Annotated in this window: 22 protein-coding genes; 11 read left to right on the top strand and 11 right to left on the bottom strand. The window is 71.6% G+C overall.

Translation table 11 applies throughout. The features are described from left to right. Positions 1-178: 178 nt before the first annotated feature. Positions 179-1,153 carry an aldo/keto reductase gene (locus GUY59_RS35720; protein ID WP_132334821.1) on the top strand — a complete coding sequence of 325 codons (975 nt, stop codon included), beginning with the start codon at positions 179-181 and terminating at the stop codon, positions 1,151-1,153. A 38-nt stretch (positions 1,154-1,191) separates the two neighbouring features. On the opposite strand, the gene GUY59_RS35715 is transcribed toward GUY59_RS35720, so the two are convergent. From GUY59_RS35715 to GUY59_RS35695, 5 genes are read right to left on the bottom strand one after another with little or no spacing between them, the layout of a single operon-like run. Continuing rightward, positions 1,192-1,737 carry a hypothetical protein gene (locus GUY59_RS35715; protein WP_138205263.1) on the bottom strand — a complete coding sequence of 182 codons (546 nt, stop codon included), beginning with the start codon at positions 1,735-1,737 and terminating at the stop codon, positions 1,192-1,194. Positions 1,738-1,756: 19 nt separating this feature from the next. Beyond that, positions 1,757-3,406, bottom strand: coding sequence for an alpha-L-arabinofuranosidase C-terminal domain-containing protein (locus tag GUY59_RS35710; protein WP_201761732.1), 1,650 nt, complete (start codon positions 3,404-3,406; stop codon positions 1,757-1,759). Then, positions 3,403-4,278 carry a carbohydrate ABC transporter permease gene (locus GUY59_RS35705; protein ID WP_138205265.1) on the bottom strand — a complete coding sequence of 292 codons (876 nt, stop codon included), beginning with the start codon at positions 4,276-4,278 and terminating at the stop codon, positions 3,403-3,405. Before GUY59_RS35705 ends, GUY59_RS35710 begins: the two co-directional genes overlap by 4 nt. Then, the gene (locus GUY59_RS35700; protein ID WP_138205267.1) at positions 4,275-5,243 is read right to left on the bottom strand and encodes a carbohydrate ABC transporter permease; all 969 of its coding nucleotides are present in this window, start codon (positions 5,241-5,243) and stop codon (positions 4,275-4,277) included. The genes GUY59_RS35705 and GUY59_RS35700 overlap by 4 nt, the downstream gene beginning before the upstream one ends. A 28-nt stretch (positions 5,244-5,271) precedes the next feature. Continuing rightward, on the bottom strand, positions 5,272-6,792 hold the full coding sequence (locus GUY59_RS35695) for an ABC transporter substrate-binding protein (RefSeq protein WP_161714859.1): 1,521 nt from the start codon (positions 6,790-6,792) through the stop codon (positions 5,272-5,274). Between the two features lie 433 nt (positions 6,793-7,225). On the opposite strand from GUY59_RS35695, the gene GUY59_RS35690 reads away from it, so the two are divergent. From GUY59_RS35690 to GUY59_RS35680, 3 genes are all read left to right on the top strand, one after another. Then, positions 7,226-8,221, top strand: a complete 996-nt coding sequence (locus GUY59_RS35690) for a LacI family DNA-binding transcriptional regulator (RefSeq protein ID WP_138205271.1) — start codon at positions 7,226-7,228, stop codon at positions 8,219-8,221. A 102-nt stretch (positions 8,222-8,323) separates the two neighbouring features. Continuing rightward, positions 8,324-9,526, top strand: coding sequence for a hypothetical protein (locus tag GUY59_RS35685; RefSeq protein WP_201761731.1), 1,203 nt, complete (start codon positions 8,324-8,326; stop codon positions 9,524-9,526). Positions 9,527-9,625: 99 nt separating this feature from the next. Next, positions 9,626-10,585 (top strand): NAD(P)H-dependent flavin oxidoreductase, encoded by a 960-nt coding sequence (locus GUY59_RS35680; protein WP_138205273.1) that lies wholly within the window; start codon positions 9,626-9,628, stop codon positions 10,583-10,585. A 14-nt stretch (positions 10,586-10,599) separates the two neighbouring features. Here GUY59_RS35680 and GUY59_RS35675 read toward each other — a convergent pair whose 3' ends face one another. Continuing rightward, entirely contained in the window at positions 10,600-12,042 is a 1,443-nt protein-coding gene (locus GUY59_RS35675) for an alpha/beta hydrolase family protein (protein ID WP_161714858.1), read from the bottom strand. Positions 12,043-12,143: 101 nt separating this feature from the next. Between GUY59_RS35675 and GUY59_RS35670 the strand changes: the two genes are divergently transcribed. Continuing rightward, positions 12,144-12,731 (top strand): TetR/AcrR family transcriptional regulator, encoded by a 588-nt coding sequence (locus GUY59_RS35670; RefSeq protein ID WP_161714857.1) that lies wholly within the window; start codon positions 12,144-12,146, stop codon positions 12,729-12,731. Between the two features lie 165 nt (positions 12,732-12,896). On the opposite strand, the gene secD is transcribed toward GUY59_RS35670, so the two are convergent. Together secD and GUY59_RS35660 are read right to left on the bottom strand one after the other, a co-directional pair. After that, positions 12,897-15,140 (bottom strand): protein translocase subunit SecD, encoded by a 2,244-nt coding sequence (gene secD, locus GUY59_RS35665; RefSeq protein ID WP_138205279.1) that lies wholly within the window; start codon positions 15,138-15,140, stop codon positions 12,897-12,899. A 38-nt stretch (positions 15,141-15,178) separates the two neighbouring features. After that, on the bottom strand, positions 15,179-15,523 hold the full coding sequence (locus GUY59_RS35660) for a hypothetical protein (protein ID WP_138205281.1): 345 nt from the start codon (positions 15,521-15,523) through the stop codon (positions 15,179-15,181). Positions 15,524-15,872: 349 nt separating this feature from the next. Between GUY59_RS35660 and qcrB the strand changes: the two genes are divergently transcribed. Next, positions 15,873-17,525, top strand: coding sequence for a cytochrome bc1 complex cytochrome b subunit (qcrB, locus tag GUY59_RS35655; protein ID WP_138205284.1), 1,653 nt, complete (start codon positions 15,873-15,875; stop codon positions 17,523-17,525). Between the two features lie 42 nt (positions 17,526-17,567). Here qcrB and GUY59_RS35650 read toward each other — a convergent pair whose 3' ends face one another. Continuing rightward, on the bottom strand, positions 17,568-19,097 hold the full coding sequence (locus GUY59_RS35650) for an FAD-dependent monooxygenase (protein WP_138205285.1): 1,530 nt from the start codon (positions 19,095-19,097) through the stop codon (positions 17,568-17,570). A 113-nt stretch (positions 19,098-19,210) separates the two neighbouring features. Here GUY59_RS35650 and GUY59_RS35645 point away from each other — a divergent pair, with 113 nt between their 5' ends. From GUY59_RS35645 to GUY59_RS35635, 3 genes are all read left to right on the top strand, one after another. Further along, on the top strand, positions 19,211-19,834 hold the full coding sequence (locus tag GUY59_RS35645; protein ID WP_201761730.1) for a TetR/AcrR family transcriptional regulator: 624 nt from the start codon (positions 19,211-19,213) through the stop codon (positions 19,832-19,834). Between the two features lie 125 nt (positions 19,835-19,959). Further along, positions 19,960-20,619 carry a TetR/AcrR family transcriptional regulator gene (locus GUY59_RS35640; RefSeq protein WP_138205287.1) on the top strand — a complete coding sequence of 220 codons (660 nt, stop codon included), beginning with the start codon at positions 19,960-19,962 and terminating at the stop codon, positions 20,617-20,619. A 9-nt stretch (positions 20,620-20,628) separates the two neighbouring features. Then, entirely contained in the window at positions 20,629-21,837 is a 1,209-nt protein-coding gene (locus tag GUY59_RS35635) for a cytochrome P450 (protein WP_138205289.1), read from the top strand. 72 nt (positions 21,838-21,909) lie between these two features. Here GUY59_RS35635 and GUY59_RS35630 read toward each other — a convergent pair whose 3' ends face one another. Together GUY59_RS35630 and GUY59_RS35625 are read right to left on the bottom strand one after the other, a co-directional pair. Further along, on the bottom strand, positions 21,910-23,073 hold the full coding sequence (locus GUY59_RS35630; RefSeq protein WP_138205302.1) for a cytochrome P450 family protein: 1,164 nt from the start codon (positions 23,071-23,073) through the stop codon (positions 21,910-21,912). A 44-nt stretch (positions 23,074-23,117) separates the two neighbouring features. Beyond that, complete coding sequence (locus tag GUY59_RS35625) at positions 23,118-23,747, bottom strand: TetR/AcrR family transcriptional regulator (protein WP_138205291.1); 630 nt, start codon at positions 23,745-23,747, stop codon at positions 23,118-23,120. Between the two features lie 117 nt (positions 23,748-23,864). On the opposite strand from GUY59_RS35625, the gene chrA reads away from it, so the two are divergent. Both chrA and GUY59_RS35615 read left to right on the top strand, forming a co-directional pair. Next, positions 23,865-25,052: a chromate efflux transporter gene (chrA, locus tag GUY59_RS35620; protein ID WP_138205293.1), complete on the top strand. Its 1,188-nt coding sequence runs from the start codon at positions 23,865-23,867 to the stop codon at positions 25,050-25,052. Between the two features lie 35 nt (positions 25,053-25,087). Then, the coding region (locus GUY59_RS35615; protein WP_138205295.1) for an ArsR/SmtB family transcription factor at positions 25,088-25,406 on the top strand (319 nt) is incomplete at its 3' end.

The raw sequence follows: 25,406 nt of genomic DNA, 5'->3' as shown, positions 1-25,406 counted from the left end.
GCCCAATGGCCCGCCCGAGCTGATGGGACCGCCGCCCGGCGGCCGACCTGGGACGCGCGCGGTAAAGAACAGTTCCGCCGTCCTCCGCCGCGCGGGGCGAGGCGGGCGAGAGGGAGAAAGTGCTTAACTTGGCTGCGTAAAACGTTTCACTGCTTCGCGTCACCCAGGAAGGACACCCTTGGACTACGAACGCCAGCCGTACAGAAGGTGCGGCCGCAGCGGTCTCCTGCTCCCCGCCGTGTCACTCGGCCTGTGGCACAACTTCGGCGGAGGCAAGCCGCTCGACAGCCAGCGCACGATCCTGCACAAGGCGCTCGATCTCGGCATCACCCACTTCGACATCGCCGACCGGTACGGCCCTCCGCTGGGGGCCGCCGAGTCCACGTTCGGCCGGATCTTCCCCCGGTCCCTGCGTGACGAGGTCGTGGTCACCACCAAGGGCAGCAACCCCATGTGGGACGGCCCGTACGGCATGGGCAACTCCCGCAAGCACCTGCTCGCCACCCTCGACCGGTCGCTGGAGAGGCTCGGCCTCGACTTCGTCGACATCTTCTACCTGCACCGCGACGACCCCGGCACCCCGCTCGAAGAGCAGATGGCCACGCTCGACCACATGGTCCGCACCGGTCGCGTGCTCTACGTCGGCGTCTCCAACTTCTCCCCCGAGCGCACCGCCCAGGCCGCCCGCCTGCTGCGCGAGCTCGGCACCCCGCTGCTGGTGCACCAGCCGTCCTATTCCCTGCTCAACCGGGGCATCGAGGACTCCCTGCTCGGGGTGCTCGAGGAGCAGGGCGTCGGCTGCGTGGTCTACTCGCCGCTGGCGCAGGGCCTGCTGACCGACCGTTACCTCGACGGCATCCCGGCCGACTCGCGCGCCGCCGAGGGGCGTTTCCTCACGGCGGACCGGGTGACGCCGGAGGTGCTGACGTTCGTACGTTCGCTGTCCGCACTCGCCGAGGCGCGCGGCCAGACGGTGGCCCAGCTGTCGCTCGCCTGGGCGCTGCGTGACCCGCGCATCACCTCGGTGCTCGTGGGCGCGTCCAGCCCCGAGCAGTTGGAGGCGAACGTGGCCGCCGTCGACAACCTCGGCTTCACCCACGAGGAGCTGGCGGCCATCGAGCGCGCGGCCAAGGAGTCCGGCGTCGCGGCATAGCGCGGCGTCCCCCGGCCGGCGGGCTGCTCTTGTGGCGCTCAGCCGTCCAGCCGGTCGAGACGCTGGTAGAGGCCGTACACGAAGCGGGCACGGTACGCCGTGCCCGCGTGGGCGAACCCGACCGCCCAGTGGTGCGGCGCCTGCCCCTCCAGCGGGACGGCACCGGGGAAACTGGTGCCCACGTCGGCGACGACGCACGCCCAGGGCGTGAGGTCCGCGAAGGTCAGTCGCACGCCGCCGCCGGGCCGGACGAACCACTGGCTCCAGACCTCGCCCCCCGGCCCTGTCAGCACCTCGAACTCCAGGCCCGGCCACGACGGCAGGGCCCACCGGTGCACGTCGCACGTCAGGCTGCCGAACGCGCGCGGGCCCGCGTGGTGGGGCGGGCCCAGCGCCATCCGGAACACCGCCGCTCCCTTGGGGGCGCGGGCCGCGTGGGCGAGCCGGGTCCAGTGGGCGTGCGCGGCCCGCACCTCGGCCCTGGACGCGCCCATGGCGGCGAGCGCGTCCTCCACCCGGCCGGCGTTGAGGTCGCGCATCCGGTGCATCAGGGCCAGCTCGAACTCGCGTACCCGGAACCGCATGGCCCCCAGCCTGCCAGCCTCAGAAGGCCAGCACGGTCACCGAGTGCGGCCCGGCGGCCCACGTTCCGTCGCTCGCCTCGACCTGCCCGAGGTCGCGCACCGCGACCGCGTCAGGGTCCGCGAGAGTGTTGATCGCGTGCGGGTCGCCGGCCCCGAGGGTGCGGACCCGCGCGCTCCCGGGGGTGTCCGCGGCGGCTCCGTGGAGGACGATCCGCAGGCGTACGGTCTCGTCGCGGTGCCGGTTGACGACCGCGACCCGTACGGAACCGTCGTCGGCGCGGGTGGCCGACACGTCGATGTAGGGAACGGTCATGGGCTCGGTGAGCAGGCGGCCGTCCGGCCCTCGGTTGTCGCCGAGCCGGACCGCCGCCGACCGCGCCGGACCGTCCACCCGCGACGGCAGCACGGTCCGGCCCAGGTGGTGCCGGTAGAGGTGCCAGACGTGGTAGATGGCCGAGCGCACGGCGCCGCCGGGGCGGGCGACGATCACGCCGTTGGCGTTGACCAGGTTCACCGGGTTGGCCATGCTCACCGGCGCGGGCAGGCCCACGGTGCGGTGGATGGCGTGGAACACCCCGGCGTAGAAGACGAGGTCGCCGACCGTCCGGGGGCTCCACCGGTTCACGCGTACGGGGCCCGGCCGGTCGGCGGGCGGCACGTCGGGGAGCTCGCGCGGGGCGATGCCGCCGTCGTCGCCGGGCAGCGGATCGGGCCAGGCGGCGGGCTCCAGGTGGCGCATGTTCCACTCGTCGAGCGCGAGCGCGGGCGGGCGGTCCAGGCCGGCCTCGGCGGCGAGCGCGGTCACGAGCTGCGAGTAGGCGTTCACCTCCCGTTCGAAGAACAGGGACTGGGCGACGACGTCGTCGTAGTCGTCACCCGTCCACAGGTGGGTGGCGGCGCCGTACAGGTGGAGGGAGAGGTGGTCGAACAGGTGGCCCGCCTGCCGCAGCAGCGGGCGCGTCCACTTCTCCTGCTGCCAGGGGATGCCGACGCCGATCAGGCGGATGTCCGGGTCGACCAGGCGCATGAACCTGGCGTGCTCCCGGGCCGCGGCGGCGTACTCCTCGGCCGTGCGGTGGCCCATCTGCCACGGGCCGTAGACCTCGTTGCCCACGCCCCAGTACTTCACCTTCCACGGCTCGGCGCGCCCGTTGCGGGCGCGCCGGGTGGAGAGCGCGGTCTCCTGGGCGGCGTTGGTGTACTCGACCCAGCGCACCGCCTCGTCGACGTCCCGGCAGGAGTGCACCAGGTACGGCTCCGCGCCGACGGCCTCGCACCAGGCCAGGAACTCGTCGGTGCCGAAGCGGTTGCTCTCGAGCCCGCCCCAGGCCAGCTCCAGCCGCCGGGGCCGGGTCTCGCGCGGGCCGACGCCGTCCTCCCAGTGGTAGGCCGAGGTGAAGTTGCCCCCCGGCCAGCGGATGGGGCCGGGGGCCAGCTCGCGGCAGAGCTCCAGCACGTCGGCGCGCACGCCTTGGAGCAGGCCGGGCTCGTCGACGGACAGCGGCGAGCCTTCGTCGAACACCCCGCCCTCGATGTTGCCGAAGAAGGCGGACTCCAGGAAGTGGCCGTAGACGTCGTCGTCGATGCGGCCCTCCGGGTGGCGGGTGTCGATCGTCACGAGCGCCTCACGGGCGGGGACGGGCATGTCAGGGATCTCCGTTCCGGTCATTGCTTCACCGCTCCCGCGATGCTGTCGACGAACTTGCGCTGGAGCACGACGAAGACGGCGATCACCGGGATCAGGGAGATGACCGCCGCGGCGGCCATCCCCGACCAGTCGGTGCCCCGCTCTCCGACGAAGACGGTCATGCCCACGGCCAGCGTCCGCAGGCCGGGCTCGCTGAGCGTGAACACCAGCGGCAGGAGGTAGACGTTCCAGGCGTACAGGAACGTGAGGATGACCACCGTGGCGGTGATCGGCCAGGCCAGCGGGAGCATGACACGGAAAAAGATCGTGAAATGCCCGGCTCCGTCGAGGCGGGCGGTCTCCTCCAGCTCCTTCGGCAGCCTCCGGAAATATCCCGCGTAGAGAAGGGTCGAGGCGATCTGCCCGCCCGCGCCCAGCCCGAGAATCACGCCGACGTGCGTGTTGAGCAGGCTCAGCTGGTCGGTCAGCTGGGTGATCGGAATGATCGTGTACCCCTCCGGGAGGAAGAAGGTGACCAGGAACACCCCGATGAGCAGCTTCTTGCCGGCGAAGTCGTAGCGGCCCAGCACGTAGCCCGCCAGAGCGCTGCGCACGACCACGAGCAGCACGGTGCCCACGGTGATGACGAGCGTGTTGACGAAGTACGTGGCGAAGCCGACCTCGGTCCAGGCCCGCGCGTAGTTCTCCCAGACCGGCTGCTCCGGCAACAGGTCGAGCCCGCGGCCGAAGATCTCGGGCGAGGACTTCAGCGACGCCGAGACGAGCCAGGCGAACGGGTAGATCCACAGGCCGCCGAGCACCAGCAGCAGGACGACCGTCACCACCTGACCGGGGCTGGGACGGCGGAACAGGCGGGCACGCCAGGTCACGCCCGTTCTCGCGGCGGCCGTCATGCCGCCCCCGTCCTGCCCCTGGCCCAGCGCATGCCGAGGGCCTGGGCGATCGCGAAGGCCATGGTCAGCAGCCCGAACAGCACCGCCGCCGCCGACGCGTATCCCAGCTGCGGGACGGTGGCCTGGAAGGCCGTACGGAAGATGAAGATCTCGATCACCTCGGACGAGAACGACGGGCCTCCGCCGGTGAGGGTCTGCATCAGGTCGAAGACGTTGAACGCGGCCACCGTGTCGATCAGGGTGATGATCACCAGGAACGGCACGAGCAGCGGCATGGTCACGTGACGGAACTCCGCCCAGGCGCCCGCGCCGTCGATCATCGCGGCCTCGTGCACCCCCTGCGGGATCGTCTGCAGCGCGGCCAGCCAGTAGATCAGCGTGATGCCCAGCCACTTCCACACCCACACGGCGATCCCGGCGTAGAGGGAGGTGCCGGCGTTGGCCGCGAAGTTCGCCGGCGAGTCGATCAGCCCCGACCACACCAGCGCCAGGCTCACCGGGCCGCTCGCGTCGAGCAGCAGGGTGAACACGACGCCGACGATGGCTCCCGTGCTGACGACCGGCAGGAAGAACAGCGTGCGGAAGAAGCCCTTGAACGGCGTCTTCTTCCGGTTCAGGACGAGCGCGAGCACCAGCGCGAGCCCCACCCGCAGGGGTACGGCGAACACCAGGAACACGATCGAGTTCCAGAAGGCGTTCCAGAAGAGGTCGTCCCCGATCAGCCTCTCGAAGTTCTCGACGCCGACGAAGGTGCCCGCGGTCGCGAAGCCCGGCCAGTCGAGGAAGGCGAACCACCACGAGGCCAGCAGCGGGTAGACGGTGTAGGCCCCGTAACCGAGGACGGTCGGGAGCAGGAAGAGGTAGATCCACCAGTCCTGCCGCAGACGGCTCAGCAGCCCCCGCCGGCCGCGGTCCCGAGCGGCCGCCACGGGCGGCCGCTCGCGCCGCCGGATTGTCGTTGTCATCGTGCTCCTGTTCGCGGGGGGACGCGGCTCAGCGCTCGTCGTAGGCCTTCTGGTCGTAGTCCGCCTTCCTGTCCCAGTTGGCGAACACCCAGGCCTTCGTGTCGACCTCGACGCCCTTCTCCTCGCGGACGGCCTTGATCGCGCGCTCGCGCTCGGCGCTCATCGCGTCGTTGTAGCGGCGGAGCTCGCCGGCCACGTCGGAGGTCGATCCGGTCAGCACCGACTGGACGATGTCACCGAGGTTCGGATGGACGTCGCGCATCTCGGCCAGCACCTGCCAGACCGCGGGGGTGCCCACCTCTGGCACCGGGGCGATCCTCACGTCGTCCTGGAAGTTGGCGACGCACTGCCGGTAGGCCGGGTGCACCTCCGCCTCCTCCACCACCTCGGCCAGGGCGGGCGGCTGGTCCATGGCGGCGGCCAGCTTGATCTGAAACTCCTTGGTCGTCATCTGCAGCATGAGCTCGGCGGCCTCCTGGGCGCGCTTCGACTGGCTCGACACCCAGAACGTGCCGGGCTGCGGCGGGCTGTAGACGAAGTTCCTGCTCTTCTCGGGGCAGGGGATGTGCCAGGTGCCGACCCCGCGCTCCACGGCCTCCGGCTCGTCCACGCGCAGGCCGCCGATGAACCAGGCTCCCCACAGGTAGACGGCCGCCTGCCCCGCCGCCCAGCGGGCGCGGGCGTCTCGGGCGCCCATCGACGGGGACGCGGGGTGCACGACCTTGTCGGTCTGCAGGGCGACCAGGAACTCGACGGCGTCGGCGTACTGCTGGGCGTCGTAGGCGTACGCTCCGGTCGCCCAGTCGATGCCGCCCGGCGCGCCCGCGGTCATGGCCAGCCGGTTCACCAGGATCTGCAGGTACTCGGCGTCCTTGCTCGGCACGACGATCCCGTACACGCCGTCGTCGGTGCCCTTGGTGAGGCGCCGGGCGACGTCGCGCAGCTGGTCCCACGTGCCCGGCCCCTCCTCGGGGTCGACGCCGGCCTGCTTGAGCAGGGCGGTGTTGAACCACGGCACCGCCTCGTGCCAGCGGCCGGAGAACGGCGGGATGGAGTAGATCTCGCCGTCGAAGCGGTGGATGCCGTCGTAGACGAACTCCCCGACCGGGCTGCCCTGGAAGTCGGCGAGCTTGCCGATCGGCTGGAACCAGCCCTCGCTGACCAGTGCCGCGGCGGAGGTGCCCAGCCCGGCGAGCGAGTGCACGTCCGGCATCTGGTTGCTGCGCCGGCCGACCTGCAGGGCCTGCCCCAGGTCGGGCACGTCCATCTGGCGCCGCTCGATCGTGACCCCGGGATGCGCCTTCATGTAGGGGGCGAAAAGATCGTCCTGCAACATCTTCGTCAACGGCCGGAACTGGTCCCACCACTGGAGGGCTCCGCTCGAACCGCCGCTTTCCCGGCTCATCTGCCCACCACCCGTGCATCCGGCGAGCGCCGCCGCGAGCGCGGCCGCGCCGGCCCCGCCGATGAACTGGCGTCGCCCCAGGCTGGGTCGCCCGGCGCTGCCCGCGCCGGGCCGGCTTCCAAGGATCCGTTGATGCCGCCGCATGGCGACTCCTCTTCGTCGGTTCGGTCTGCGACCTGTACCGCCCGTCCCTGATCGCAGGGATCCCCCGGTCAAGCGGATTAATGTTTGCGCAAACCTATGTCCGTCGCCCATCAGCGTCAAGATGCCGACCGTGAGGTTTCTCATCGACCGCCCCCGGTCACTGTGCTGGAGATAGTTGGCTTGACGTCGTGATAAGCATGTTTGCGTAAACAAGATGTGCGGGCGTTCGAGGGCCGGGTAACGATTTCCACAGCCCCGGGCGGGGATGTACTCTGTCGGCGGCGACACCTCCTCGAGCGGCGCCGACAGGGCCGGCGGCCAGGCCCCGACCGGTCCGTCCCGGCCTTTCACGCTCCACCCCCTGCTGCGATGACGAAGGGAGACGCCCGGCGTGGTTCGAGCACCAGGCACGAGAGCGTCCGGAGGGCCGTCCATGGCCGATGTCGCCAAGCTCGCCGGCGTCTCCGGCCAGACCGTCTCCAGGGTCGTGAACGGCAACGACCGCGTGACCGCCGCCACGCGGCTCAAGGTCGAGACGGCCATGAAGCAGCTCGGCTACCGCGCCAACATCGCCGCGCGGGCGCTGGCCACCGGCCGGTTCGGCACGATCGGCGTCGTCACGTTCAACCTCAGCGCCGTGCTCAACGTGCGCATCGTCGAGGCCGTAGCGACGGGCGCCCAGGCCCGCGGCTACTCGGTGAGCATCGCGGTGGTCGACGCACCCACGGAGAAGGACGTGCGCGCGGCCGTACGCGGCCTCACCGACCGGGCGGTCGACGGCGTGATCGTGATCGAGGCGCGCGTGCTCGACACGCCCCACCTCCAGTTGTCCGACGAGGTGCCCCTGGTCATCGCCGACAGCAAGGCGGCACACCGGCACCCGACGTTCGGCGTGGACGAGGCGGCCGGCGCCCGCGCGGCCGTCGACCACCTGCTGGAGCTGGGGCACGCCACGGTCCACCACGTGGCGGGGCCAGCCGGGTCCAATCCGGCGCAGCGGCGCAGGGCGGCCTGGCAGCGGCTGCTGAAGCGGGCGGGGCGTCCGGTGCCGCCGCCCGTCGTCGGCGACTGGTCGCCGAGCTCCGGCTACGACGGGGCCCTGCGCCTGCTGGCCGACGACTCCGTGACCGCGGTCTTCGCCGCCAACGACCAGATGGCGGTGGGCGTCCTGCGGGCGGCGGCCGAGCTGGGCCGCGAGGTTCCCGGCGATCTGAGCGTCGTCGGCTTCGACGACCTCGACTTCGCCCCCTTCCTGACGCCTCCGCTGACCACGGTGCGCCAGGACCTGGCCGCTGTGGGGCGCCGCTGCCTCGACCACCTGATCGCCCAGATCGAGACACCCTCGAAGCCCGGGGCGGCGTCCGGCGTCAGCCGGTTCGTCCGTCCGGAGCTGGTGGTCCGGGCGTCCACCGCGCCGCCGCGCCGCTGAGTCCTCCGGGGACCGGCCATTGACAGCGCTATCGAGTTAGCGCAAACATGACCGGCGAGTGCGCCATGACGACCGCTCATCCCCCAGCATCAGGGAGCCACCATGCTGCGCCGACTGCCGATCATCACCCTGGCCGCGGTTCTCGCCCTCTCGCCCGCCGCCCACGCCACCGCCCGAGGAGGCGGCCCCATGCAGGACGACCAGCCCCGCCCGGCCGCACCCCGGGCACTCGGGGCACTCGGGGCACTCGGGGCACTCGGGGCGAACTTCAACCAGAACCTCGACGCCCTGGACTACCGCGAACTGAAGGAGGCCGGAGCCCGATGGGTACGCGGGTTCTTCCCCATACCCGCGGCCGACGACGGTGACCCCGCCGAGCACTTCGCGATCCGCACCATCAACGACGTGGCGGACCGCGGTTACGACACCATCCTGAGCCTGAAATTTCCGTACAACCAGGCTTCTTTTCCCGCGCCCGGCAGCCCGCAGATGGCCGCGGAGCTGGCCCGCCTCGACCGGGTGCTGCCCACCGTGATGGGCAAGGTCGACATCATGACGATCGGCAACGAGCCGTTCATCGAGAGCCTGCCCGCCGAACGCGACCAGCGGCTCAACACCTTCTACGAGACCGTCGCCCGTCACGTCATCACCCACCGGCGCGAACACTGCGGCGCCGGCTGCGGCACCCGGCTCTACATGGGCGCGCTCAACCGCCTCGACCTGCCCGACCGCCGCACCCCGGCCGCTGAGCGCTGGATGACCTTCGTCCGCGAGACCCCGGAGATCGACGGCGTCGACATCCACCCCCACCTGCCCGCGCCGGAGAACGCGCAGGCCTTCCTCGACTACATCCTGCCGCGGATGCGCGCGGGCCAGACGTTCCTCGTCACCGAGTTCTCGCTGGTGTGGCACTGGAAACGGCACCTGGAGGACCCCGTCGCCGCGGACTTCGCCCAGCGTCACGGCTTCGCCCCCGGCACCAAGGTCTGGCAGGTCGTCAAGGCCGCCATCGACGAGCCCTTCCCCCAGCGCACCTGGCGCGACTTCCTGACCAGTTCCCCATGGTTCACGAGCCAGTCGACGTTCCTGCGCGACCAGATGCGCCTCTACCGCGGCACCGGCCGGCTGGCGGTCGCCACGTACGGCTTCAAGCAGGACGACCTGATGGCCCGGAACTTCGGCCCCGACAAGGACCCGTGGCTGCTCAACAGCGTCTTCGCCACCTACACCGTCAAGCCGCGCGGAGAAGGGCTGTCCGCCCCGAACTACTGGCTCGGCGCCTTCAAGGCCCAGCAGAGGACGTAAGCCCGTGCCTCCGGGTACGGGCCGCAGGTGGCTGGCACCATGGTCAGGACGGGTGTGGAGCGACGGGCGTTCCCCCGGAGCACCGAAGGAGCCGACAGGATGCCGAACACCTGGCTGACCGGCCGTTTCCGGCTCGACGTGCCGCTCGTCGGCGCGCCCATGGCGGGCGTGGGCGACGGGCGGCTGGCCGCGGCCGTCTCAGGGGCGGGCGGGCTCGGCATGGTCGGCGTGCCCCCCGCCGCTCCCGGCTCGTGGGTCACCGAACAGGCGGCCGTGGCGGCCTCGAGCGGGCGACCGTACGGCGTCGGGCTGATGGCCTGGGCGCTGCCGGCCAACCCCGCCCAGTTCGAGGCGGTGCTCGCCGCCCGTCCCGACCTGGTCTCGGTGAGCTTCGGCGACTATCCGCCGTACGTCGAACCGCTGCGGAGGGCCGGCATCACCGTGGCCGTCCAGGCGGGCACCACGGACGAGGCCCGCGCCGCCGAACGGGCCGGCGTGGACGTGGTCGTCGCCCGCGGCGGTGAGGGCGGCGGGCACGGCCGCGCCGACGTGGCCACGCTCCCCCTGCTGCAGAGCGTGCTGGACGCGGTGGACGTCCCGGTGCTGGCCGCCGGCGGCATCGCCACGGCCCGCGGCCTGGCCGCCGTCCTCGCCGCGGGCGCGGAGGGCGCCTGGGTGGGCACCGCCTTCCTCGGGTGCTCGGAGACGACCGCCCCGGAGGCGGCGCGGCAGCGCGTCCTCGACGCCGGCGAGACCGGCACCGCCTACGGGCGTGTCTTCGACGTCGCCCAGCGGCTCGGCTGGCCCCCCGAGTACGGCGGCCGTGCCCTGCGCAACGCCTTCTTCGACCGGTGGGCGGGCCGGGAGAAGGAACTGGCCACCGACGAGACGGCGCAGGCGGAGCTGGCGCGGGCCCGCCGCGAGGGCGACTTCGACACCGCCGGCATCTACGCCGGGCAGGCCGTGGGCCTGGTGCGGCGGCAGCGCACGGCGGCCGACGTGGTGGCCGCTTTCGCCGCCGCCGACGATCTGCTGTCCCGCTTCACCACCCCACGCTGACCCCGGCGTCCTCGTCACCTGCGGCTCTCGAACCGCACCCCCGGGAAGGGAGGTTCCCCGTCGAGCAGGGCGGCGGGGGCCTCCTTCAGGTGCCGGTCGAAGAACGCGAGCGTGTACGCGTTGATGATCGAGTGTGCCCGCTCCGCGCCGATCGGCCCGGCCAGGCCCGCCGCGCGCATGAGCGGCGACCAGAGGGGAGCGTCGGTGTAGTCGCCGTGGTACGTGTCCGGCATGAGCACGAAGTAGCCCGCTCCCGGCAGCTTGTCGTAGAGGCCTCGCATGGTGCTCTGGTGCCGCTGGACCTCGGCCTCGTCCCAGCCCTCGCGGCGCATGGTCGCGGCATCCCTGGTCAGCCACATGGCGGGCTGCTCGATGCCGTCGCGCACCACGCCCGCCGGCATGGGGGCGTCCATGATGAGGCAGGCGCGCAGACGAGGCTCTCGCGCGCAGGCCTGCGCGGTGACGATGCCGCCGAGCGAGATGCCGAGGACCCCCGTACGCCGCAGGTCCAGCCGACCGGTCAGGATGCCGCGAGGATCGGCCCGGTCGAGTCCGGCCACCCGGTCGAGCGTGAAGGTCACGTCCCGCGCGAGGTGCGGGATCATGCCGTCCGGGAGGGGGCGGCCGTTCAGCACCGGCGCCGTGGCGGCGGGTTTGAGGCTCTGGTCGACGAGCGGCATCAGGCGTTCGCGGGGCAGCCCGGCGATCGAGCGCCCGTCGGGGAAGCGCACCGATCCCGCGGCGTACGGCTGGTCGACGGCGACGACCACGTACCCGTGGGAGACGAGCGCCTCGACCTGGAACGTGTTCATCTGCCGGAAGCCCTGCGCCCCTTCCAGGAAGACCAGCACCGGATGGCGGCCGGGCGCGGCGGGGGCGGCGGCGACGGCGTTGCCGGTCGACTGCCGCATGTGCCCGAAGGTGGCGTCCGGCACGCCCGCGAGCCGGGCGACCGCGGTGGTGACGCCGGGATCCTCCACGTACGGCGTGCGCGGCGCCGAGGGGTCACGCCGGGCCGGGTACCAGATCTGCACCATCAGCTCCCGCCGCGCGGCCGGGTCGGGGCCGAGGATCTCCTGGCGGCCGGCGTCCGTCCAGTGATAGGTCAGCGTGCCGATGCCGTGCGGGCCCGCGGGCGGCGGGAAACGCAGCACGGGCAGCAGCATCGGCAGCGCCATGGCCGGCACCAGGCCCATCGCGCACAGCCCGACGCCGAGCCTGCCCGCCCAGGTGGGGACCGGCGGGCGCAACATCCGCCACGCCCATGCGGCCGTCAGCGCCGCCGCGAGGACGTACGCGGGGACGAGCGGCACACGCGCCCCTTCCACCAGCACCTGCGCCACGGCGGCGAGCGCGGCGAGCGGCGCCACGTGCCTGGCCCGCCGCAACGGGGGAACCGCGAGCACGAGCAGCGCCAGCAGGTCGGCCACCACCAGCCCGATCTCGAAAGGTCTCATTTCGTGTCCTCCTCTCCTTCCGCCTCCAGGATCGACAAATTGGCAGAAGATGTCAATTAGGCAGCTACTGCCAATATAAGAAAACGCAGTACGCTGGGCCCGTGCCCCTGACCCTTCGCCAGCGCAACCGGCTGGACGCGATCCACCGGATCATGGACACCGCCATGGACCTGTTCGACGAGCGCGGATACGCCGACGTCACGATCGAGGAGATCGCCGCGGCCTCCGGCGTGTCGCCGCGCACCTTCTACCGCTACTTCGGCACGAAGGAAGGCCTGTTCACCGCCGACCCCCTCGCCGCCGTCGGCCTCGACCGCTACGCCGGGCACATCGACCCCGGCGACCTGCCGCGCACGCTCGAACGGCTCGTCGCCCTCATCGACGAGGGTCCGGGCACGTCCGAGGACACACGCCCCAGGCCCTGGCGGGGGATGCGCTACGTCCTGGAGGAGCCCTCCGTGCGGGCCGCCGTCTACGGAGCGCTCGACGGCGCGGCCGAGCGACTGGCCGCCCTGCTGCGGGACGCCGGCGAGAGCCCGGCACGGGCCCGCGTCATCGCCCGCTCCTACCTGTTCGGCGCCTACTTCGGCGCGCTGGAGCAGTGGCACCTCGACGGCCGCTCCCGACCGCTGCGCGACTACGTACGCGAGGGCGCCGCGGCCCTGGCCGACGGCGAGCGGCGAAAGTGAAACGGCCGCCCGCGCACGAGCGACCGCCCGCGCACGCGGGCAGCCGAACACCGGACGGCCGAACACGCCACGACGAACCGTGACGGCGGTGACACCCGTGACGAGCCGAGAGCGCCGTCACCGGGCTCCCGTGCGCAGGCTCCACGCCTGCGCCCGGGGCGCGCGTCACACCACCGCGCCCGACCCCTTGCGGACCTCGGGGGCGCGGCGCTTGGCGGGCTCGGGCGGCGGCCGCCGGTCGAACCTGGACAACACGATCGACGCCGGCCCGGCCACGAAGGAGGACGACAGCGTACCCATCACGATGCCGGCCACCAGCGCGATCGCGAAGTCCTGCAGCGAGTCACCGCCGAAGACCATGAGCGCCATCAGGATGAACAGCGCTCCGAGACCGGTGTTGACCGTGCGTGGCATGGTCTGCAGGATAGCGCCGTTCACGGACGTCGCGAACGGCTCCTTGCGGCGTGCCGTCCACAACTCCCGCACCCGGTCGAACACCACCACCTTGTCGTTGACCGAGTAACCGACGATGGTCAGCATCGCGGCGAGGAAGACGCCGTCGATCGGCTTGCCCAGCCACGCGAACAGGCCCGCGACCACGAACACGTCCACGAGCAGCGCGATCACCGTCGCCGCCCCGAACGTCCACCGGAACCTGACCGCCAGGTAGAGCAGTTGCATCGCGACCGCCACGCCGAGCGCGATGAGCGCGTTGCGGCGCAGCTCCTCACCCAGGCTCGGGCCGATGAACTCCTCACGCTGCTTCGTCACCTCGCCGGCTTCCCGCTCCAGCTCCTGCTCGATCTGCGCGGCCTCGTTCAGGCCGAGCTCGGCCGCGCGCACGGTGACCGTGTCGCCGCTGGACTGCACCACGGCCGTGGGAAGCCCGGCGCGCGAGACGGCCTCACTAGCGGCCTCGGCCGGGATCGGGCGGTTCGTGGTGAACTCCACGAGCCGGCCTCCGGTGAACTCCACGCCGAAGTTCAGCCCGCGGACGAGCAGCCCGGCGACGGCCACCAGGACCAGTCCGCCCGCGACCGCCAGCCACACCTTTCCGGCCTTCATGAGCTGCGGGTTCTTGCGCGCCAGCCAGGTCCTGACGGTGCCGGGCGAGCCGACGCCCGACAGGCGGGGGCTCATCTTGTTCATGGCGATCTCGGTGAGCACGCGGGTGATGAGCATCGCGGAGACAAGCGAGGCGAGCACACCGACGGCCAGCGTCACACCGAAGCCCTTGACGGGTCCCGACGCCAGCCAGAACAGCAGGCCGGCGGCGATCAAGGTGGTGATGTTGGAGTCGGCGATGGCGCTCCAGGCGTTCTTGAAGCCCTTGGCCATCGCCGGCTTCAGCCCTCTCTTGGGCGCCTGGCCGTATTCCTCCCTGGCTCGTTCGAAGACCAGCACGTTGGCGTCGATGGCCATGCCGATCGCCAGCACGAACCCGGCCAGGCCCGGCAGCGTCAACGTCGCGCCCATCGCCACCAGCGCCGCGTAGGAGATCAGGCCGTAGCAGACCAGCGCCATCGTGGACAGCAGACCGGACAGGCGGTAGACGGAGATGATGAAGCCGGCCGTCAGGATCAGCCCCACGATCGCCGCCTGGGCGCTCGCCTCGATGGCCGCCTCTCCGAGGGTCGGGCCCACCGTACGCTGCTCCACCATCGCGAGCGGGACGGGCAGCGCGCCGCCCTTGATCAGCACGGCGAGGTCTCGGGCCTCCTGATGCGTGAACGAACCGGTGATCTCGGACTTGCCGCCCGGGATGCCGGCCTGGCAGGCCACCGACGGGTCGAGCGGCGGCGAGGAGATGATCTCCTTGTCGAGCACGATCGCGACCCTGCGCTTCGGGTCGCCGACCGGCTCGCAGGCGGCCGCGCCGGTCAGCTTCTGCCAGGCGGCGGCGTCGCGGAAGCTGAGGGTCACGAACCACCCGGGGCCGCGCTGGGGGTCGCTCTGCTCGGCGGCGTCGCTCACGCCGTCGCCGGTGATGGCGGGCGGCCCGAGTTTCAGCAGCTGGCCGTTCTCGTCGGGCAGCGCCGACTTGTCCCCCTTCTTGGCCGCGCCGGTCACGGGGTGGAAGGCGAGCTGGGCGGTACGGCCGATGACCTCGGCCGCCTTGCGCGGGTCGAGCACGCCGGGCAGCTCGACGATGATGCGCTTCTCCCCCGAGCGGACCAGCGTGGGATCGACCACGCCGAGCGCGTCGGCCCGCTGGCGCAGCACGGACAACGCGCGGTCGGTGGCGGCCGCGTCGGCCTTGACGGTCGGGGAGTCTCTCGCCTCGAAGACGAGCTGGGTGCCGCCGCGCAGGTCCAGACCTAGGCGCGGCTCCATGGTGAGAGCTAGTGCGGATGAGATCGCGATGACGGCGAGCGCCGTCACCGCACGCCAGAACGGCGCACGGAACATGGCAGCCTCCACAGGCTAAAACGTGCGGAAAAAGGTGGTCAGCAGCCTGTGGAGGGAGGCGCACGGGCAGGCGTGGCCGCAGGCTTGCGCTGCGCGGTGGCCTCGGCGGCGGGCCTGGTGACGACCACGGCCCACGCGTGGCGGAAGTCGAGGGGCTCGGAGGCGGGCAGCGCCGTCCCGCCTCCGCCGGTGAAGACGTGCGCGCCGGCCCACATGCGCAGAGCGGTGGGCTGCAGCGGGTGCTGCCTGGCCGTGGGCTGCTGCCCGGCCGCGACGGTGGCGGCCTTGACCGTGACGACCGGCTGGACGGGCTGCGCGTGGGCGACGGCCGGCAGGAACCATGACAGGAGGAAGACCAGTGCGGCAGGCAGTCTCCCGCGCATGTCGCCTCCTCCCCCTCAAAACCTCAACCCTAGCCTGTGCGGCGGGTACGGGGGATCATTCCCGGCGCGTCGCGCGACACGCCGGCCACTCACGTGAACCGTCCAGAACGTCGCCGCGCGTCTCGCTCCATGCGTGGGCGAACGCGATCCGGTGCTCGGAACAAGGCCGGCACGGCCTGCCATCCTTTTGCCCGGACCACCGAACCGGCTTAGCCACTTTTGACCGTTGTGAGACTACGCTGCGGTAATGCGGCTTACCAGTTGCTTCGGCGGCTCACCGCGGGTGGAGTGACGGTGTGCTCTCCCTCGTCCCGCCCGCGCTGGAACGGCGGCCACGGGGAGGCCATGCATGACCACAGTGCCCAAGCTCATCGCCGGTCCGAGCAGGTATCTCGACGATCGCCTGGGGGCGGCGAACTTCTTCAAGCGCAACCTGCGCAAGATATTCCCGGACCACTGGTCGTTCCTGCTGGGCGAGATCGCTCTGTACACGTTCATCATCCTGCTGCTCACTGGAACGTTCCTGACCTTCTGGTTCACGCCCAGCATGGGGCACGTCGTCTACGACGGCTCCTACGCGCCGCTGAGGGGCGTGGAGATGTCCGAGGCGTACGCCTCGACGTTGGAGATCAGCTTCGACGTGCGCGGCGGCCTCCTGCTCCGTCAGATCCACCACTGGGCCGCCCTGCTGTTCATCGCCAGCCTGATGGTGCACATGCTGCGGGTGTTCTTCACCGGCGCCTACCGCAAACCGCGCGAGCTCAACTGGCTGATCGGCATCGCGCTGTTCACCCTGGCCCTGGTCGAAGGGCTCACCGGCTACTCGCTGCCCGACGACCTGCTGTCCGGCGCCGGCCTGCGGATCACGCAGGGCGTGCTGATGTCGCTCCCGCTGGTGGGCACGTACCTGTCGTTCTTCCTGTTCGGCGGCGAGTATCCCGGCCATGACGTGATCTCGCGCTTCTTCACCCTGCACATCCTGCTGATCCCGGGCATCCTGGTGGCGCTCATCACCGTGCACCTGATGCTGATGTGGTTGCAGAAGCACACGCAGATGCCGGGCAAGGGCCGTACCAAGACGAACGTGGTGGGCTCTCCGCTGCTGCCCGCCTTCATGGCGAAGTCGGGCGCGTACCTGCTGTTCACGGCCGCCGTACTGACCGGGTTGTCGACCTTCGCCCAGATCAACCCCATCTGGTTGTACGGTCCGTACTCGCCGGCGGACATCTCCGCGGGATCCCAGCCGGACTGGTACATGGGCTTCCTGGAAGGCTCCCTGCGGATCATGCCCTCCTGGGAGATCAACCTCTTCGGCACCGCCCAGGCGGGCACGCTGCCGCTGAGCGTGCTGATCCCGGCGCTGGGGCCGATCGGCCTGATCCTCACCGGCCTGGTGCTCTATCCGTTCCTGGAACGGTGGATCACCGGCGACCGCGGCGAGCACCACATCGCGGACCGGCCGCGCAACAACCCGCACCGCACCGCGATCGGCGTCACCGGCATCACCTTCTACGGCCTGCTGCTGGTGCTCGGCGCCAACGACCTGATCGCGACCTTCTTCAACATCAGCCTCAACTGGACGACGTACGCGGGCCGGGTGCTGATCTTCGTGGGCCCGGCGGTGGCCTACCTGGTCACCTACCGGCTGTGCCTGGGCCTGCAGCGGTCGGACGTCAGCGTCCTCGACCACGGGGTGGAGGCGGGCGTCATCAGGCGGCTGCCGCACGGGGAGTTCATCGAGGTCCACACCCCTCCGTCGGACGACACCGAGGCCCACCTGCGCGCCAGGTCGCCCATCCCGGTGCTGCCCGGGGCACGCCCGGACAGTGAAGGCGTCCCGCCGGAAGTGGCGCGGGGCCCGCTCGGCCGTCTCCGGATCACGATGAGCCGCGCGTACGGCGGCGATCAGATCCCGCTCGGCGACGGCCACGACGGCGAGAGAGGCCACGACGGCGAGCAACCGGCCGGAAGGACACCCGAGAGGAAGGCGCCGCCGGGCTGACGCCGGGGCCATGTCGTGTCACGGTGTCACGGTGTCACGGTGTCACGCCCGCGCGCGTCCATGCTGGAGGGCGCCGCGCAGCCAGCGCGTCAGGCCGCCGGAGGCCGGCCGGCCGCGCCAGGCGAGGTGCGCGTCGGGACGGACGAGCCAGACCTCGTCCGTGGACCATCCGTCCGGTGTCAGCACGACGACGCGGTCGCCCAGGAACGTGCCCGCCTCCGATCGGCACGCCTCCGCGGCGTCCCCGGTGGCCAGCAGCGCCCAGCGTCCGCGCAGTCCGGCGTGCAGACGGGTGACGTGGCCGTCGGCGTCGGCGCACGGCAGATCGGGAACCCGGTCGCCGGATCGTGGACGGCGGTCCGGGCCGAGCAGGGAGCCGCGAACGGCGAGAGGGCCGCGGCGGTAGCTCACTCCGAGCTGCGAGGCGACCTGGGTCGCGCGGCGCTGCACCGCCGGGTGGTTGCCCAGCGGCGCCAGCACCCATGAGATCAGCAGGCGCAGCAACGGGCCGTCGCCGATCTGGAGGCGGGTGGTGGCGCTGGTGTTGCGCAGCACCTCGGTCGCGAGCGGACGGCGTTCGTCCTGGTAGGTGTCCAGCAGGCGCCCGCTTGCGCGGCCCTGGATGACGAGGGCGAGCTTCCAGGCGAGGTTCTCGGCGTCGCCCATCCCCGTGACCATTCCCTGCCCGCCCATGGGGCTGTGGATGTGGGCCGCGTCGCCGGCGAGCAGGACCCGGCCCCGCCGGTAGGCGTCGGCCAGCCGGCGGTGCACGCGGAAGACCGACGCCCAGACCGCGTCGCGGATCCGATCGCCGTCGAGGCCGGCGCGCTCGCCCACCAGGCGGCGGAAGGCCGCGAGAATCTCGGGCTGGGTGAGCCGCTCGTCCTTGGCGCCCGGCAGGTAGGCCATGAGCCGCCACCGGTCGTCCGCTTCGCCACCGGGCATGGGCATGGCGAACAGCGGGCCGTCCTTGTGGGCCCATCCATGTCCACCGGCGCGGGCGAGCTCCCAGCCGGCGTGCACGTCGGCCAGGAGCCACTGGTCGGTCAGCGGCGCGCCGGGAAAGGGGATGCCGGCCAGTTTGCGGACCGTGCTGTGGCTGCCGTCGCAGCCCGCCAGCCAGCCGGCGCGCAGCTTGCGCCCGCCGTCGAGCACGACGGTGACGCCGCCCTCGTCCTCGACGAGGTCGGTCAGGGCCGTGCCCCACTCCACGTCGGTGCCCAGCTCGGCCAGGCGGGCGCGCAGCTGCGCCTCGATGTCGGTCTGGGGGAGGACCAGCGCCGGCCTCGGCGTGCCGGCGTCGCCGAAGCGGGTGACGATCGCCGCTCGCCCGCCGATGTACGTGGTCAGCACGAGTGACGGGGCCGACCGGTCGGGCAGGTCACCGAGCGCGCCCAGCCGATCGAGCACCTCGACGCCGCGGGCGTGCAGGATGTTGGCTCGCGAGGTGGTGGCCGGGCCCGGAGCCTGGTCCACCACCCGGACGGCCACCCCGTGCAGCCGTAGGGCACAGGCCAGCGCCAGACCGGCGGGCCCGGCTCCGACCACCACGACCTCAGCGGATTCTGTCATGGCCACCACCAGTGGAGAGACGTCAGAACGGAACCGTTACGTTCCTTCGTTTCCACGCTATCCCGCACTACGATGGAACGCAACCGTTCCGTTTCACATGGAGGATCTGACGGATGCCCGACGCCACCTCCGACCCCGAGCGCCGGCCGGCCGGCGCGGCCGTGCTGCGCGCCGACGTCACCGACGCGATCCGCCAGGCGGCCCTGGCCGAGCTGATCGACACGGGCTACGCCCGGATGTCCATGGACGCCATCGCCCGCCGCGCCGGGGTCGGCAAGGCCGCCATCTACCGGCGCTGGGGTTCCAAGGAGCCCCTGGTGCTGGAGATCCTCACTCACCTGGCCGACGAGGCCGTGCCGCTGCCGGACACCGGCGAACTGCGCGACGACGTGGAGGGCTTCGTACGCCATGCCTCGGCGCTGCGGGCCGACCCGCCGACCATGCGTGTCCTCACCGACCTGACCGCCGAGGCCACCAGGAACCCGCGCCTGGCCGCGGCCATGCAGACCCGCGCGGAGCAACCTCGCCGCGCCGCGGGAGCCCGGCTGCTCCACCGCGCCGTCGACCGGGGCGAGCTCCCGCCCGACCTCGACACCGAGCTGGCCGTCGACTGCCTGGTGGCGCTGGCCTACCTGCGGCCGCGCACCCCGTGGCAGCCCGCCGAGCCCGTGGACGACGACCTCACGCCGCTCGTGGAGGTCATCCTGGCCGCGCTGGCGGCCTGCCGCCGCCGATAGCCCCGCTCCGGCCGGAGCCGTCGGCGGGCGTCAGGACACTTCACCCGCGAGAACCTTGACCTCGCCGGAGATCGGCGTAGTGTGACTGATGACCAGATTTCATATCCAGTCAAAGGAGCACCAGTTTGCGGGAGCGGGCGGACCGGATTCTCGATGCGGCCGGAGAGCTGCTGCTGCGGCACGGCTACCGCAAGGTCACCGTCGACGACATCGCCGCACGGGCCGAGGTCGGCAAGGGCACCGTCTACCTGCACTGGCGTACCAAGAACGAGCTTTTCGAGGCGCTGATGCTGCGCGAGTCCATCGAGCTCGTGGAGGAGTGGTGCGCGCTGATGCGCCAGGATCCGGCGAACGTGCGACCGCACCGCTTCGCGCGGGTGGCCTTCCTCAGCATGTGCCGCAGGCCGCTGCTTCGAGCGATGCTCGCCACCGACCTCGACCTGCTCGGCAAGCTCGCCCACCACCCGATGCGCAGCCACGACCTGCTCGCGGCCGAACGTTTTCACCTGGTGGGCGAGAAGTACGCGCTGCTCAGGACCGACGTGCCTCATCTGGCGTACACGATGGCCGCCGCGCAGGTGGGCTTCTACGTCCTCGACGGCACCGAAACCGCCGATTCGGCGCTCGACCTGGAAAGCAGAGCCGACGCGCTCGCCTTCATCGTACGCGAGACGTTCGAACCGGCCGAGCAGCCCTCACCCGAGGTGCTGGCCGCGGCGGCGACCGAGTTCATCACGATCTTCTCGGCGCTGATTCCGCCCTACCGACAGTGGATCTACGACTAAGGAGAGACGATGGCCGACATCGTCGAGCGATACGACATTCCCGAGCAGCTGTTCTGGTTGCACGGGCCGCGTCAGGGCCGGCCGGTCGAGTTCGACGCGGCCACCGGACTGTGGAACGTCTACGGATATCCGGAGCTGCACCAGGTTCTCGGCGACCCCACGACGTTCTCCTCCGACACCATGCGCGTGACCAGGAAACTGATGCCGGAGACGGACGAGCTGTCGATGGAGGGCTTCATCACCCAGATCGACCCGCCGGAGCACGGCAAGCTGCGCAAGCTGGTCAGCAGCGCCTTCACCAGGAAGGTCGTCGCGGATCTCGAACCGAGGATCGCCGCCCTCACCCACGAGCTGCTCGACGCGGCGGCCGAGCGCGGCCGCCTCGAGCTGGTGACCGACCTGGCCTATCCGCTTCCCGTCATCGTGATCGCCGAGTTGCTGGGGGTGCCCGCCAGCGACCGCGCCCTGTTCAAGCAGTGGGCCGACGGGCTGTTCGAGCACGAAGGCAAGATCTCGCTCGCCGAGCCGTCGGAGGACCGCGGCGCCGACGTCCAGGCGGCGCTGAAACCGTGGAAGGAGATGTCGCACTATCTCGCCGCCCACGCCGCCGAGCGCAGGACGCGACCGCGTGCCGACCTGCTCACCAAGCTGGTCGAGGCCGAGGTGGACGGCGAGCGGCTGCCCGACGACCAGGTGGTCAATTTCGCGATCGTCCTGCTGCTCGCCGGGCACGTCACCACGACGATGCTGCTCGGCAACACGGTGCTCTGCCTCGACGCCTTCCCCGAGCAGCAGGACAGGGTGCGCGCCGACCGCTCCTCCGTCCCGGCCGTGATCGAGGAGTCCCTGCGCCTCCTCACGCCGTTCGCCGCCCTCGCCAGGTCCACCACCCGCGAGGTCGAGCTGGGCGGCGAGGCGATCCCCGCCGACCAGCTCGTGATGTGCTGGCTGGGTCAGGCCAACCGGGATCCCCGGCAGTTCCCCGACCCCGGTGTCTTCGACCCCGAGCGCGACCCCAACCCGCATCTCGCCTTCGGCCGCGGCATCCACTTCTGCCTCGGGGCGCCCTTGGCCCGGCTGGAGGGACGGGTCGCGCTCGGCATCCTGCTCGATCGCCTCGACCCCCTGCGCGCCGACCCTGACGAGCCCGTGGAGTTCATCCCCACGCCGACCATGACGGGAGTGCGCCGCCTCCCGCTGCTCTGGCCGCAGCGCTGAGCGCGACCCGCCGGCCGGGGCGAGCCTTGTGGCCCCCCGGCCGCGCCGGCCGGGCGGCGCGGCCGGCGGCGGTCAGGGCGCCGTGCGGACCGGCAGGGACGTCAGCGCCCGTCCCATACCGGGCCGCCATTTGATCTCGTTCGCGGGCACGCTGAGGGCGAGCCGGGGGAACCGGCGCATGAGAGTGGTGAGGGCGATCCCGATCTCGCACCGGGCCAGCGCCGCGCCCATGCAGTAGTGGATGCCGTGGCCGAAGGCGAGATGCGGGTTGTCGGCGCGGCGCGGGTCAAGCAGGCCGGGCCGGTCGAAGCGGCGCGGGTCGCGGTTGGCGGCCGCGTACACCACCTGCACCGCCTCCCCCGGCGGGATGCTCACGCCGCCGAGTTCCACGGGCTCCAGCGTGTAACGCATGACGGCGATCTCGGCGACGCCGGTGAAGCGCAGGAACTCCTCGACGGCGCCGGAGACGTCGCCCATGTCAAGGGAGCGGGTGAGCAGGAGCAGGACGCTCTGGCTGATGAGGCCGGCGGTGGTCTCGTGCCCGGCCACCAGGATGCTGATCGACAGTGAGATCAGCTCCTCGTCGGAGAGCCGGTCACCGTCGGCCTCCTGCACCTTGATCAGTCCTGACAGCAGGTCGTCGCCTGGAGCCGCGCGCTTGGCGTCGATCAGCCGGGACATGTATCCGATCAATCCCCTGGCTCCGGCCGCGATCTTGTCCAGGTCGGGAGCGCCGAGGTCGGCGGCCCAGGAACGCCAGGTGTCGCGGTCCCCCACCGGGACGCCGAGCAGCTCGCAGATCACCTGGATCGGCAGGGGGTAGGCGAAGCGCTCGATGAGGTCGAACTCCTCGGGCAGATCGGACAACAACGCGTCGGTGATCTCCTGGATGCGCGGGCGCAACCGCTCCACCCGGCGGGCGGTGAACTCCCGCGACACCAGCCGCCGCAGCCTGGTGTGGTCCGGCGGGTCGTAAAGGCCCAGCGTGTGCAGCAAGTAGGGCGCGACGTCGTCGGGCAACCCGGTGGGGGCGGCCGGGCCGGCCGCCGCCTGCCGGGTGACGTCGTTGCTGAACCGCGGATCCGTGAGCACCGCGACGCTTTCGGGATAGCCGGTCACCAGCCAGACGGGCGAGCCGTCGACGTAGGTGCCGCGGCTCACCGGCCCCTGCCGGGCCAGGTCGGCCAGGAACGCGTCTCTGTCGGGGGCGGTCAGCAAACCGGTGAGGTCGGTCATGGTCATGTCTCCTCGATGGGGAAGGTGGTCGGGGGGCAGCGCTGTCACCGTGCCCGCCGCTCCTTCCTGACCGCCTCCCAGGCCGTCAGGACGCGGTCGTCGGTGAACACGCCGCGGGTGAGGATCTCGACACCGGCGCGCGAGTAACGCAGTGTGGCGTCCAGGTCGTGCGGGTCAGGAAGGCCGAGCACCCGCGACAGGTGCTCGCCGAAGGCCAGCGGTGCGAGCAGCCAGGTCACGTAGATCGCGGCGCGGGCGCGCGGGTCCTCGCCCGGCCGCGCCCACCCTTCGGCCACGCCCTGTTCCAGCCACCGCTCGGTGGCGTCGACGATCTCGTCGTAGAGTGCCGCCGCCTCCGGCGCGCCGTCCAGGAACGCCCGGCCGAGATAGCGCCGCACCGGGCCGGCGGCCTCCAGCATCGCCGCCAGGCCCGTCGTGTCCTCCAGCGCCTCGACGCCTGGGCCGCCGCGCACGAGCGAGACCACGTACGCGTCGCATTCCTTGCGCAGGCCCTCCTTGCTGCCGAAATGGTGCAGGACCAGGGCGTGGGAGACGCCGGCGCGGGTGGCGACCGCGCGCAGGCTCACGCCGGCGACACCCTCGGCTCCGAACAGCTCCAGGGCGGCGTTCCTGATCCTGGCGCGCGCTTTGAGATCGTCCTTGTCTGACCGCATGCTCAGAATGGTATCCAATTGGTCAGTGTGCTGTACAACTGGTCAACAATTGCATCGAATGAGTTTGATATACATGCGGTGCACGGGTGCCGCCACGTTCGGGAAAGGACGGCAGCGGTGGAAGACTCAGAGACTTCCCGCCGGGGCGGGGACAAGGCGTCCTGGCACGCGGTCAGGGAGGTGGCGCTGCTGTTCCTCAAGCTCGGCACCATCGCCTTCGGCGGCCCGGCCGCGCACATCGCGATGATGCGCGACGAGCTCGTACGCCGCCGCCGCTGGGTGAGCGACGAACGATTCGCCGACCTGATGGGCGCGACCAACCTGATCCCCGGCCCCAACTCCACCGAGCTGGCCATCCACCTGGGCCACGACCGTGCGCGCCTGCGCGGCCTGATCGCGGCCGGGGTCTGCTTCATCGTCCCCGCCGCGCTCATGGTCACCGCCCTGGCCTGGGCGTACGTCACGTACGGCAGCACACCCGCGGTCGAGGGCCTGCTGTACGGCATCGTCCCGGCGGTGATCGGCATCATCGCGCACGCCCTGTCCGGCCTGTTGCGCACCGTGATCAAGAACGCGTGGCTGGGCGCCCTGGCCCTGGCCGCGCTGGCCGCCTACCTGGCGGGGGTCAACGAGCTGCTGATCCTGGCGGCCGGGGCACTGCTGGCGTACGCCGCCCGCCTGCCCCGCCGCCCGCCCGGCGGCCAGAACCGGCCGGCAGGTCTGCTCGCCGCCCCGCTGCTCACCTTCGGCGGGTCTCCCCTCTTCCCCGACCCGACCGGGGGCCAGCTGACGCAGCTGTTCCTCACGATGCTGAAGATCGGCTCGGTGCTGTACGGCAGCGGCTACGTCCTGCTGGCCTTCCTGCGCGGCGACTTCGTCGAGCGGCTCGGCTGGATCACCTCGCAGCAGCTCGCCGACGCTGTCTCCATCGGGCAGGTCACACCCGGACCGGTGTTCACCACGGCCACTTTCGTGGGTTATGTCGTCGCCGGGCCGATCGGCGCGTTCGTGGCCACCGTGGCCATCTTCCTGCCGTCGTTCGCCCTCGTCGGGCTGCTCACCCGGCTCACCGGCCGGCTGCGCGCGAGCCGGTGGGCCTCCGCCCTGCTCGACGGAGTGAACGCCGCCTCGCTGGCGCTCATGGCCGGGGTCTCCTACCAGCTCGCCCGTACGGCCGTCGTCGACCCGCTCACCGCGGCCATAGCGGCGCTCAGCCTGGTGCTGCTCTGGACGACCAGGCTCAACAACGCCTGGCTGATCGCCGGCGGCGCCGCCGTCGGGCTGGCCCGCGCCCTGCTCTCCTGATGACGCATCAAATGAGGTTGATGTATTCTGCGGGCATGGCACCTCCGGCCCCGGCCGCCCCGGCGTTCGTGCGCATGGCCGCCCACCCTCTGCGCTGGCGGCTGCTGACCGCGCTGGCCGCCGGCGACTACCGGGTCCGTGAGCTCGTCGACCTGCTCGGCCGCCCGCAGAACCTGATCTCCTACCATCTGCGGCTGCTGCGCGGCAGCGGGCTGGTCACCTCCCGGCGCAGCAGCTTCGACGCCCGCGACAGCTACTACCACCTCGACCTCGATCGTTGCGCGCACGCGCTGGCCGCGGCGGGCGCCGAACTCCATCCGGCGCTGCGCCTCGATCCCGCCCCGCCCCCTGTCC

Source organism: Nonomuraea sp. K271 (assembly GCF_009908215.1).
GTDB lineage: Bacteria > Actinomycetota > Actinomycetes > Streptosporangiales > Streptosporangiaceae > Nonomuraea > Nonomuraea longispora.
The sequence above is the reverse complement of the archived record's forward strand: the minus strand, read 5'-3'. Positions and strand labels throughout refer to the sequence as shown.